The sequence below is a fragment of the Bradyrhizobium sp. Leo170 genome, from assembly GCF_004296405.1.
Taxonomy (GTDB): domain Bacteria; phylum Pseudomonadota; class Alphaproteobacteria; order Rhizobiales; family Xanthobacteraceae; genus Bradyrhizobium.
In genome coordinates this window covers 1-12094 of the sequence record NZ_PSRR01000264.1, presented here as the reverse complement: position 1 = coordinate 12094, position 12094 = coordinate 1, and the positions used below count along the sequence as shown (strand labels likewise).

Below are 12094 nucleotides of genomic sequence, written 5' to 3'. Positions count from 1 at the left end.
TGAATCCCAACAGACCCTAGAGCAAGACCATCGACACGCGCTTCGCGTCAGATGTCGATGTTTGCGCTGAGTGAGTTTTCCTGGATGAAGTCGCGGCGCGGCTCGACCACGTCGCCCATCAGCTTGGTGAAGATGTCGTCGGCCTCGTCGACCTCCTTGACCTTCACCTGCAACAGCGAGCGCACTTCGGTATCCAGCGTGGTCTCCCAGAGCTGCTCCGGGTTCATCTCGCCGAGACCTTTGTAGCGCTGCAGGGTCAGGCCCTTGCGGGCCGTGTTGGTTACGGCTTCGAACAGGTCGACCGGGCCGTAGATGAGTTGCTCGCTGTCCTTGCGGCGCAGCTTGCCGGAGCGGGCATAGACGCTCTGCAGCCGCTCCCGGAATTCGTGGAGCTTGCGGGCGTCAGCCGAACCGAGGAAGGCGTCGTCGATGACGGCGACATCCTTGACGCCGCGCACGGTGCGTTCGAACATGAAGCCCTGGCCTTCCACGAATTGTCCGGTCCAGCCGCGTTCGACTTCGTCGGCCTGATTGTCGAGCCGTCCCGCCATGTATTCTGCCGCGGCCGCTGCGGTTTCCGGATTGCTGTAGATGTCCTTGCCGAACAAGCCTGCGATGGCGGCCTGCTCGACGACCTTCCGATTGTAGCGGCTGTGCAGGTTGCGCAGCACGGCGCGAATGACGCGGGCGTCGTCGATCAGGGAACGCAGATCGCGGCCCGAGCGTTCCTCGCCGGTGCCAAGCGTGAACACGCAATCGTCGAGCCCGGCCTCGATCAGATAATCTTCCAGCGCCCGCTCGTCCTTCAGATACTGCTCGGACTTGCCGCGCGTGACCTTATAGAGCGGCGGCTGCGCGATATAGAGAAAGCCGCCGTCGATGATCTCGCGCATCTGGCGATAGAAGAAGGTCAAGAGCAGCGTGCGGATATGGGCGCCGTCGACGTCGGCGTCCGTCATCACGATGATCTTGTGATAGCGCAGCTTGTCGATCGCGAAGTCGTCGCTGATGCCGGTGCCGAGCGCGGTGATCAGCGTGCCGATCTGCTCGCTCGACAGCATCTTGTCGGGGCGGACGCGCTCGACATTGAGGATCTTGCCGCGCAGCGGCAGCACCGCCTGGAATTCGCGGTTGCGGCCCTGCTTGGCGCTGCCGCCTGCCGAGTCACCCTCGACGATGAAGAGTTCCGACTTGGCGGGATCCTTCTCCTGGCAATCGGCCAGTTTTCCCGGCAGCGAGGATATCGCGAGCGGATTCTTGCGGGTCAGTTCGCGCGCCTTGCGTGCGGCCTCGCGAGCGGCTGCGGCCTGGATCACCTTGCCGACGATGACCTTCGCCTCAGTCGGATGCTCCTCGAACCAGGCAGCCAGCGCCTCGTTGATGACGTTCTCGACAACGGGACGCACTTCCGAGGACACCAGCTTGTCCTTGGTCTGCGACGAGAACTTCGGATCCGGCACCTTCACCGAGAGCACGGCGGTCAGGCCCTCGCGGCAGTCGTCGCCGGTCAGCGTGATCTTTTCCTTCTTCGCGTTGGCCTCGGCATAGCCGTTGACCTGGCGCGTTAGCGCGCCGCGGAAGCCGGCCAGATGGGTGCCGCCGTCGCGCTGCGGGATGTTGTTGGTGAAGCACAGCACGTTCTCGTGGTAGCTGTCGTTCCACCACAGCGCGGCTTCGACCCCGATGCCGTTCATCTCCGAACGGACCATGATCGGATTGGCGACGATCGCCTTCTTGTTGCGGTCGAGATATTTGACGAATTCCTCGACGCCGCCGACGTAATGCAACTCCTCGCGCTTCTCGACGGCATGTCGCATGTCCGAGAGCAGGATGTTGACGCCGGAATTGAGGAAGGCGAGCTCGCGCAAGCGATGCTCCAGCGTCGCGAAATCATATTCGATGTTCTTGAAGGTCTCGGTGGAGGCGAGGAAGGTGACCTCGGTGCCGCGCTTGCCCTGGGCGTCGCCGACCACCTTCAGGGGGGCGATGGCATCGCCGTGGGCGAATTCCACGTAATGCTCTTTGCCGTCGCGCCAGACGCGGAGCTTCAGCGTGCTTGACAGCGCGTTGACGACGGAGACGCCGACGCCATGCAGGCCGCCCGAAACCTTGTAGGAGTTCTGGTCGAATTTGCCGCCGGCATGGAGCTGGGTCATGATGACCTCAGCCGCGGAGATGCCTTCGCCCTTGTGGATGTCGACGGGAATACCGCGGCCGTCGTCGCGCACGGTGACGGAATTGTCGGGGTTGAGCACGACTTCCACGCGCGTCGCATGGCCCGCGAGCGCTTCGTCGATCGCGTTGTCGACGACCTCATAGACCATGTGATGCAGGCCGGAACCGTCGTCGGTATCGCCGATATACATGCCCGGCCGCTTGCGCACGGCATCCAAGCCCTTCAAGACCCGGATCGATTCCGCACCATACTCCACGGGAATGGAATGCTCGCTTTCGGCAGGGGTCTGCCGGGCTGGTTCTGTCATGTGAAGCCTTAGGATGTCCCGAATCAGCGGCGCAAAACTGAGGGCTGATTACACTATTTGTGCCACGAAAGATGCATCGCGCCTAGCGCAAAGTCTGTTGCCGCAAGCTGTTGAATAAATAGTATTTTTCTGCCTTTTTTCAAGGCGGTTCAAGGCTGTTTCAAAGGCCGCGAAAAAGCGCGATTCGAGGCCCATTTCGAGTGCACGAGAATCCCGATTTGGATCGCTCGTCGGGCTCCCTCTGGCGGTGCTTCGCGTACCTGCTACAGAGGGCATCGAAGCAGGCTGACTTCAATGCCTTCTCCTAGTTCCGCAATTTCCGGATTATCCGCCCTTGTCCCTGCCGTCCCAGCTTTATCGGCCCGATATCGATGGCCTCCGCGCCATCGCCGTGATGCTGGTGCTGATCTTCCACGCTTTTCCTGAAGTCGCGCCGGGCGGGTTCGTCGGTGTCGATGTCTTCTTCGTGATTTCCGGCTTCCTGATCACCGGTATCATCGCGCGCCAGCTCGACGAGAAGCGCTTCAGTCTGGCCGGCTTCTATGCCAGGCGCATCCGGCGGATTTTTCCGGCGCTGATCGTCGTGCTCGCTCTCGCGCTGGTGGTGGGCTGGCTATGGATGCTGCCGTCCGCCTATGCGCAACTGGGCAGCGACGTCTTTGCCAGCGCTGCGTTTTTCGCCAACATCGCGCTGTTGCTGCAGTCGGGCTATTTCGACGTCGAATCGGCGAAAAAGCCGCTGCTGCATCTGTGGTCGCTCGGCATCGAGGAGCAGTTCTACCTGTTCTGGCCGCTATTGCTGATGCTGGCCGCGCGGCTGCGGCTGAAACTGTTCTGGATCGCCGCGATTCTCGGCGCCGTCTCCTTCGCCCTCAATCTCTCGCTGATCGGCGCGAACCCGGTCGCGACCTTTTATTTGCCATTCACGCGGGCCTTCGAATTGCTCGCCGGCGCCTTGCTGGCGCTGGGCTGGAGCCAGATCGGCAAGCCGAGCGCCGCGAGCGATTGGCGTGCGTTCGCAGGCCTCGCCTTGATCGCGCTCGCGGTTGGCCTGTTCGACAGCCACAGCCCGTTTCCGGGTTGGCGCGCGGCGCTACCGGTTGCCGGATCTGCGCTGCTGCTGTCGGCGCCTACGGCCTGGCTCAACCGCGGCGTGCTCGCCAGCCGGCCGATGGTTTGGATCGGGCTGATCAGCTATCCGCTCTATCTCTGGCACTGGCCGCTCTTGGTGTTCTTCGCGCTGATCAAGTTCAGTCCGCTGACGCTGCTCGAACGCGGGCTGATCCTGCTCTTGAGCGTGCTGCTCGCCTGGGCGACCTACCGCTACATCGAGAAGCCGCTGCGTTTCGGCCGGCCGCAGCCGCGCAAGCTGGTTGCGCTGGGCGCGAGCATGGTGCTCGTGGCCGCGCTCGGCGGCACTGTCGTTTGGGGGCGTGGCTACGATTTCCGCCTGCCGCCGGAAATCCGCGCCATGGCCGGTGTGTCGACACAATCAGCGCAATGGCGGTTCCACCAATGCCTGCTCGATCTCGGCCGCGACACATCGTTCGCCGATGATTGCGTCGATCGCGATCGCCGCCCGCTGGTCGTGATCTGGGGCGACTCGACGGCGGGCGCGCTGTTGCCCGGCTTGCGCAAGGCGCAGGAGACGAAGAATTTCGGCATCGCGCAGTTCACCTCGGCGTCCTGCGTCCCTGTCCTGAACGTCGATGTACCCGGCACGCCCAACTGCCGCGCCATGAACGACAAGGTGTTCTCGCTGATCCGCGATGTCAGGCCCGACATCGTGCTGATGCACGGCACCTGGGATAGATATCTGGATGAGATCGCCGAGACCGCCGCCGCGCTGAAGCGCGAGACCGGCGCGCGCGTGGTCGTGCTTGGCGCGGTGCCGACCTGGCGGCGCGGGCTGCCGAATGAAGTGCTGCGCTATTTTCTGCTCTATCACGGCCTGATCCCCGCGCGTTGGAGCGGCGGTGTGACGAGCGGATGGTTCGACGCGGTGATGCGCGAGAAGCTTTCCCCCGCCGGCGCGGAATTCGTCTCCGCCTGGGATGTGCTGTGCAATGGCGAGGGATGCCTGACCCGGATCGGCGCCAGCGCCGGCGATATCACCGCAAGCGACGGCATTCACCTCACCGAGAAGGGCTCGACCTATCTCGTCGACGCGGTGATCGACCGCGTGCTCGATGGGGCCAAAGCAGGCGCCCCGGGAAAGTAGCTTCAGCCGCGGCGGCTGATGCGGCCGGCTTCGACGTCGAAGATCTCGCCATTCGCTCCGATATCGACGAATGCGGCGGGATCGGCGCCGGTCATCCAGACCTGCGCGCCGAGCTTTGCCAGTTCGTCGAACAGCGCCTTGCGCCTGCTGGGATCGAGATGCGCCACCACTTCGTCGAGCAAGAGCAGCGGCACGATGCCGGTCATCTCGGCGACCAGCGTCGCATGCGCCAGCACCAGCCCGATCAGGAGCGCCTTCTGCTCGCCCGTGGAAGCGTCGCGCGCCGGCATGTTCTTTGGCGCATAGACCACCTGCAGGTCGGTCAGATGCGGGCCGTCGAGCGTGCGTCCGGCGGCAGCATCCCGCGCGCGGCTGAGGCGCAGGATCTCGCGGTAGCGGTCCTCGACGGCCGTTGCGGGCTCGCTGAGCAGCGCATTCTCCATCCAGCCGTCGAGCGCGATCTCGGCCGAAGGAAACGTCGAGCCCTGCGCGCGCTCGCGCAGCATCGCCGACAGTCTTGCGGCGGTCTGGCCGCGCGTCGCCGCGACCGCGACCGCAAGCTCCGCGGTCTCGCGTTCGATCGCGCCGCACCAGTGGTCGTCATAGTTGCGCACTTCCAACAGCCGGTTGCGCGAGCGCAAGGAGCGCTCCAGCGCCGAGACGCGGCTGGAATGCTCGGAGTCGATCGCAAGCACGAGCCGATCGAAGAACCGCCGTCGTTCGGAAGCCGCGCCCATGAACAAGCCGTCCATCGCGGGCGTCAGCCACACCATGCGCAGATGGTCGCCAAAAGCCGCAGCCGAGCCTACCGGCTCGCGATCGATGCGGCAGCGCCGGCTGACGCTCTCGCCCCCTTGCGCGGGCGCTTCGATCCCGGTGCCGAGCGTCGAAAGCCCCAGCGCGCCCTCGACCTCGGCGGAGACGGCCCAGGAGCCGTCGCCTTGGTTGTCGGCGACGTCTTCCAGCGTCGCGCGGCGCAGGCCGCGTCCCGGCGCCAGAAACGAGATCGCTTCGAGGCAATTGGTCTTGCCGGCGCCGTTCGGCCCGACCAGCACCACCACGTCACCGCGCGTCGAGACGCTCGCTGCGCGATAATTGCGGAAATGCGTCAGCGACAGCCGATGAATGCGCGAAGAGGTCATTCGTTCGTCGTCCTTCCCCTCTCACACAAGGAGAGAGGGTGTAGGGTGGGCAGAGCGCAGCGTGCCCACCACCAAGCACTTCGCTCGTGACGGTGGGCACGCTGCGCTTTGCCCACCCTACGCGGCTCCCACAAGGGGAGAGGGTGCATTGGAGCGCGGTTCGCGAGGAATGGTCACACCCGCATTGGCATCAGTACGTAGAGGGCGCTCTTGTTGTCCTTGTCCTGCACCAGCGTCGGCGAGCCGGGATCGGCGAGTTTCAGGACTGCGACGTCGCCCTCGATCTGGGCGGCGATGTCGAGCAAATAGCGCGAGTTGAAGCCGATATCGAGCGCGTCGGAGGCGTATTCGACCTCCAGTTCCTCGGTGGCGCTGCCGGAATCCGGGTTTGTCACCGACAGCACGAGCTTGCCTGCCGACAGCGACAGCTTGACCGCGCGGCCGCGCTCGCTGGAGATGGTCGAGACGCGGTCGACGGCGGCTTCAAAATCCTTCTTGTCGACCACCAGTTCCTTGTCGTTGTTCTGCGGGATCACCCGGCCGTAATCGGGGAAGGTGCCGTCGATCAATTTCGAGGTCAGCACCACATTGCCGAGCGTGAAGCGGATCTTGCCCGGCGAGAGCTCGATGGTGATTTCCGCCTCGGTATCCTCGATCAGCCGCTGCACTTCACCGACGGTCTTGCGCGGCACGATCACGCCGGGCATGCCGGCGGCGCCCTGCGGCTGCACCAGGTCGACCTGCGCCAGGCGGTGACCGTCGGTCGCGACGCCGCGGAGCGTCGCCTGCTTGGCGCTGCCCGCCGAATGCAGATAGATGCCGTTGAGGTAATAGCGTGTCTCTTCGGTCGAGATCGCAAACTGCGTGCGGTCGATCAGGCGCTTCAGGCCGGCGGCGGGAAGCGAGAACGAATGCGTCATGTCGCCGGCGGCCAGATCCGGGAAATCGCTCTCTGGCAGCGTTTGCAGGGTGAAGCGCGAGCGGCCGGCCCGGATCGCCAGCACCGAGCGGTCGCCGTCCGCCTCCAGCACGATCTGGGCGCCGTCGGGCAGCTTGCGCACGATGTCGTAGAACATGTGGGCGGGCACCGTCGTCGAGCCGGCGGTGGCGGTTTCCGCGGCCAGCGTCTCCGTCACCTCGAGGTCGAGGTCGGTCGCCTTCAGCGAGAGTTTGGCATTTTCGGCGCGGACCAGCACATTGCCGAGGATCGGGATGGTGTTGCGACGTTCGACCACGCGATGCACGTGGCCGAGCGATTTCAGGAGTTGCGCGCGCTCGACGGTGACCTTCATTGCAATACCCGCCAGATCCCTGAGTTGAGCATGGTCTGTCCGAAAACCGGTAACCCACCGTGCTCTGAGATGGAAAGGCCGGGGCGGCCATGGGCGCGCCGCGGCGTTTGAGGCCCGAAAGCCGGCCAATCCATGGGATTTGACCAAACCGTCGGGGGGACCGCAAGGTGGCGCGGATAACGCGCGAGCGCAAGGGAGCGGAACGCCGTTCCCCACGTTTTCAGGCATAAAGGCCGTTCCCGCCCCGGTTAGAGCATGATCCGGAAAAGTGGAAACCGGTTTTCCGAAAAGATCATGCTCAAACAAAAGGATGGATCATGATCCGATTCCGTCCGATCGGATCATGGTCCGGGCGGCAGGGAAGAATTCATTCCTGCAATTGGCGCTTCAGGGATTCGACCTCTTCCGAGAGCGAGGTGTCCTTGGCGACCAGTGCTTCGATCTTGCGCACGGCATGGAGCACCGTGGTGTGGTCGCGCCCGCCGAAGCGCCGGCCAATCTCGGGCAGCGAGCGGAGCGTCAGCGTCTTGGCCAGGTACATCGCGACCTGGCGCGGGCGCACCACGTTCGCCGTGCGGCGCGAGGACAAGAGGTCCGAGCGGCTGACATTGTACTGCCGGGCGACCACGCGCTGGATGTCCTCGATCTTGATGCGCTTCGGCTCCTGCGGACGGATCAGATCGCGGACCTCGCGCTCGGCCATCTCCAGCGTCACCGGCTGGTTGTTCAGCTTGCTGTGCGCGAGCAGGCGGTTGATCGCGCCCTCGAGGTCGCGGCCGTTATGGGTGATGGTGCGTGACAGATAGTCCAGCACCTCGTCGGGCACGTCGAAGCTTGCGTGATGGACGCGGGCCGCGGCCACGCGCGATTTGAGGATGCCGAGGCGCAGCTCTTCGCCGAGCGATCCCATTTCGACCACGAGCCCGCCGGCAAGCCGCGAGCGCACGCGGTCGTCGAGGCTTTCCAGATCCGACGGCGGACGATCGGCCGCGATCACGACCTGGCGACCGGCATCGATCAGCGCATTCAGCGTGTGACAGAACTCGGCCTGGGTCGATTTGCCCTGCAGGAATTGCAGGTCGTCGATCACGAGCACGTCGATGCCGCGCAGCGCTTCCTTGAACGCCAGCGCCGTCTGCGTCTTCAGCGCCGCGACGAAGCCGTACATGAATTTTTCCGCGGTGAGATAGAGCACCTTGCGCTCGCCGCCGGAATTGCCGGCCCAGGTCACCGCCTGCAGAAGATGGGTTTTGCCGAGCCCCACGCCGGCATGGATGTAGAGCGGGTTGAACATCACGGGATCGCCGCGTCGACCTTCCGCAACCTGGCGTGCCGCGGCATGCGCGAGCGTGTTGGAGCGGCCGACCACGAAGCTCGCAAATGTCAGCCGCGGATCGAGCGGTGAGCCACCGAGCGCATCGTGGCTTGCGGATACCGGCGCGGTCGCGGTCGAACGCAGTTCGACAGAGGGCCGTCCTTCCGGCCGCTCGACGCGGCGCGTTTCTGCCGGCGCGGGAATCTCCTTCGGGGTGGGCGAAGGCCGCACTGCCGTGCGCACGGTCAGATCGATGCGGTGCACTTCCGGCATCTCGGCCTGCCAGCAGGAGAGCACGCGATCGGCGTAGTGCGCCTGGATCCAGCTCTTCAGGAATCGGGTCGGAACCGACAGGCGGACGCTTTCGTCCTGCACGCCCTCAAGATCCATGCGCGCAAACCAGCTCGTATAGACATCCTCGCCAACGGTCGTCCGTAACCGTCCCTTCACCCGCGACCAGCGATCCTGTTCCGTGTTTGTCATTGCCTGAAGACTTTTCTCAAGAGGAGTGCCGTTGTTTGTGAAAGCGCCGTGCATGTTTCTTGCCACGACGCGACCTCAAGCGAGGCCTTCTGCTCCGGACACACCTCTCCCCTTCGGCGAAACCGCCGCGCGACAGATTATGTGCTGGAACAGACCTGCGTTCGCGAGGTCAGCGCGTACTCGAAGGTGTATCCGGAGTTCGCGTGGGGCTGTTTGCGGAAGTGCAATCCAAGGTGTCGAATACGGACTTGTCTGAAATGCGCAATTCGAATGCTGCGATGGTTCCGTAAATCATACTGCCTCCCCCTCTCGCCGCGATTGCGCGCGGCGAGCAATCCGCTCGCAAGTGGTCCAAATTCAGTGTGCCGCTCCCGAACATCGGAATGTTCAGTGCTGCGCCGCCGCGTAGTTCAGTCCTTGTCAACCCATTCACGGGCTCCGCGTTCCCCGCTGCTTAAGGCCGCGGCTGTTGCGTGTCTCCCCAGTTCGCCTCTCTCGCAGCGCGGACGCTGCGATCGAGAAATCCAGACACAGAACAGCCGTTCTCATATTGCTATGAGCTTGCCAACTCAGCTTCGCTTGGAAAGCGTCGCTAACGCGCACACCGCCGCCGATTTGCACGTCCGCCCGTGGGTCTAAAATCGCGCTGATCTTAAGAGCCGTGGGCGCCGCGAACGCATAAACAAATACACCAAGCGCGATTTCTGACAATCCGTTGTTTGTGGCTCGTGAGTTGAGTCTTCGCCGGTGTTGCGGCATTGCAATTGCGAAACCCGAAAGCAAGTTTTTGAATCACCGCGCAGATTCGCGCGTGTCACAAAGCGCGGTGTAACGGAAAAAAAAGTTCATAAAATATTTACGTAGCATCTCGGCGGCGCCAATTTTCAAACAAGTTGGCTTCGCTATGTGGGTAAGTGATTAGCGAGACGAAGTTTTTCGCGATTGCTTTTGGAGGGTAACCCTTCGCGGCTTTTCGCCGAGGAAAATGTTTAGTGCTTCCATTTATGTGGCGCAGGCGTGCGTATTTAATCACGGCGTCGCGTGTACAGCGCAGCAAGAACTTGCAGGACCAGTAAAACCACGGGTGCGCCCAATATGACACACGCGCTGTCCTGCAACAGCGAGTCAATTCGAGAACGCAGTCGTTCGAAGCTTCGCAAAAGAAAAGGCCCGGCGAAAAGCCGGGCCTTTGACGAAAATGTTTTTCTGTCAGCTCACTTCGCCAGCTTGGCGATCTGATGCGTCAGGCGCGAGACCTTGCGGCTCGCAGTATTGCGGTGAACGATGTTGCGCTGTGCGGCTTTCATCAGTTCGGGCTCGGCGTGCGCCATCGCCTTCAGCGCTGCATCGCGGTCGCCGCGCTTGATCGCTTCTTCGACCGAGCGAACGGCACCACGCATCTGGGTGCGGCGCGACTTGTTGATGATGGTGCGGCGGGCAATCTTGCGGGTCGCCTTCTTGGCGGAAGTGGTGTTGGCCATGGTCTCAATTGTCCTTCGGCGTTGGTCGCTCTGGTGGTCGGGCTCGAGCGCGCCGGCCGTTGAAATCGCGTGATCTACTCTGCTGTGTTGTCGAGATGCGTTCTTGAGGGGGCCGTGCCCAGAAGCAAAAGTCCCGGCAGCCGCCCGTCCAAAGAACAGCGGCGGCAGGATTGCGCCCGCCGCCATTGCGCGGTCTTATAGAGGGGCCGGCCCTCAGCGTCAACGTTTTCCACCCGGCTTGGGAGGCCGGAATCCGGCAGAAAATGGCCGCCAAGGTGCTGAACAGGTTGAATTTCCGCCCTTCCTGCCGTTAATGGGCCTTGGCGCGCTTGGGGCGGACAGGGACTAGGGTGAGGCATGATCCGCGGGTTTTTTCGGCTAATCGGCCTGCTGCTCCTGGCCGGCGGATTTGTTTTCATGGTCTATGACGGCGCCCGCTTCGTCGCCGATCAGACCCTGCACTTCACCCGCTTCGGCCAGTTCTGGAACGATATCCACCAGTCCAGCCAGGCCGCCTTCCGTGCCTGGATCGAGCGCACCGCGCCCTTCCTCTGGGACAGCGTGATCAAGTTCGTCCTCGACCAGCCGGTTTTCGCCGTGCTCGGCGTCGCCGGCATCCTGCTGATGATCCTGTTCCGGCCGCGCAAGCCGCTGATCGGCTACGCGCGAGACTGATCGGAACTTTGCTCCTTTGGGTTGTGGGCCCGTAACGGGGCTGCCAGATCGCGCGTAAACACCTATATAGTGGGCCAAGCCGGCCGAAGCCGTTTCCGGCTTCAGGCCGATGGCCCGCCTGGAGGTAATCCATGTCGTTCATGCGCAAGACCACCGCGTTGCCGAGTGCAGCCGAAGCGCTGCCGGGACGCGCCACGCCGATCCCGACTGCCACCATCCACTTCGTCAATGGCAGCAAGCTGCAGCCGCCTTACCCTGAGGGCCTGGAGCAGGCGGTGTTCGGGCTCGGCTGCTTCTGGGGTGCGGAGCGCAAGTTCTGGGAACTCGGCGATGGCATCTACACAACGGCCGTTGGCTATGCCGGCGGCTACACGCCGAATCCGACCTATGAGGAGGTTTGCTCGGGCCGCACCGGCCACACCGAAGTGGTGCTGGTCGTGTTCGATCCGAAGAAGATCTCCTACGAGCAGCTCCTGAAGACGTTCTGGGAAAATCACAACCCGACGCAGGGCATGCGTCAGGGCAATGACGTCGGCACGCAATATCGCTCCGCGATCTACACCTTCAACGACGCGCAGCGGAAGGCCGCGGAGGCCTCGAAGGCCGCCTATCAGAAAGCGCTTTCGGCCAAGGGTCTCGGTCCGATCACCACCGAGATCGCGCCGGCGGGCGAGTTCTATTTCGCCGAAGACTATCATCAGCAATATCTCGCCAAGAATCCGGCGGGCTATTGCGGCCTTGGCGGCACCGGCGTGTCGTGCCCCATCGGCGTCGGCGTCACCGCCTGATCGCGCGCTCTCCCTCTCCCCGCAAGAGCGGGGCGAGGGAGTTCTTTCCAACAACCATTTGTTAACCATAACCGGTGCAAGACTAGGCTGTCTCGCTTTTCAGGGATGGCCATGGTGCGGGTTGCGCGCGCGTTTCGATTGCCGATCACTGCTGTCATGACTGCGCTCGTGCTGTCGGGCTGCATGCGCACGAGCGGTCCTGTCGCGGTCGCGC

General features: G+C 63.4%; 8 protein-coding genes. 3 read left to right on the top strand and 5 right to left on the bottom strand.

Annotated elements, in window-relative coordinates:
* Window positions 1-47 precede the first annotated feature (47 nt).
* Complete coding sequence (gene gyrB / locus CWO89_RS32015) at window positions 48-2483, bottom strand: DNA topoisomerase (ATP-hydrolyzing) subunit B (RefSeq protein WP_130582498.1); 2436 nt, start codon at window positions 2481-2483, stop codon at window positions 48-50.
* A gap of 334 nt (window positions 2484-2817) precedes the next feature.
* Here gyrB and CWO89_RS32010 point away from each other — a divergent pair, with 334 nt between their 5' ends.
* Complete coding sequence (locus CWO89_RS32010; protein WP_130582497.1) at window positions 2818-4704, top strand: acyltransferase family protein; 1887 nt, start codon at window positions 2818-2820, stop codon at window positions 4702-4704.
* Between the two features lie 2 nt (window positions 4705-4706).
* Here the strand turns inward: CWO89_RS32010 and recF are convergent, their stop codons facing one another.
* The 4 genes from recF to rpsT all read right to left on the bottom strand — a co-directional run bounded on the left by recF (window position 4707) and on the right by rpsT (window position 10417).
* Entirely contained in the window at window positions 4707-5846 is a 1140-nt protein-coding gene (gene recF, locus CWO89_RS32005) for a DNA replication/repair protein RecF (protein WP_130582496.1), read from the bottom strand.
* 173 nt (window positions 5847-6019) lie between these two features.
* A complete protein-coding gene (gene dnaN, locus CWO89_RS32000) occupies window positions 6020-7138 on the bottom strand; it encodes a DNA polymerase III subunit beta (protein WP_130582495.1) in 1119 nt (372 codons plus the stop codon).
* Window positions 7139-7505: 367 nt separating this feature from the next.
* Complete coding sequence (gene dnaA, locus CWO89_RS31995; RefSeq protein WP_130582494.1) at window positions 7506-8936, bottom strand: chromosomal replication initiator protein DnaA; 1431 nt, start codon at window positions 8934-8936, stop codon at window positions 7506-7508.
* A gap of 1214 nt (window positions 8937-10150) precedes the next feature.
* Complete coding sequence (gene rpsT / locus CWO89_RS31990) at window positions 10151-10417, bottom strand: 30S ribosomal protein S20 (RefSeq protein ID WP_028162524.1); 267 nt, start codon at window positions 10415-10417, stop codon at window positions 10151-10153.
* A 357-nt stretch (window positions 10418-10774) separates the two neighbouring features.
* On the opposite strand from rpsT, the gene CWO89_RS31985 reads away from it, so the two are divergent.
* Both CWO89_RS31985 and msrA read left to right on the top strand, forming a co-directional pair.
* Window positions 10775-11092 carry a hypothetical protein gene (locus CWO89_RS31985; protein WP_130582493.1) on the top strand — a complete coding sequence of 106 codons (318 nt, stop codon included), beginning with the start codon at window positions 10775-10777 and terminating at the stop codon, window positions 11090-11092.
* Window positions 11093-11223: 131 nt separating this feature from the next.
* Entirely contained in the window at window positions 11224-11880 is a 657-nt protein-coding gene (gene msrA / locus CWO89_RS31980; RefSeq protein ID WP_130582492.1) for a peptide-methionine (S)-S-oxide reductase MsrA, read from the top strand.
* Window positions 11881-12094: the final 214 nt, after the last annotated feature.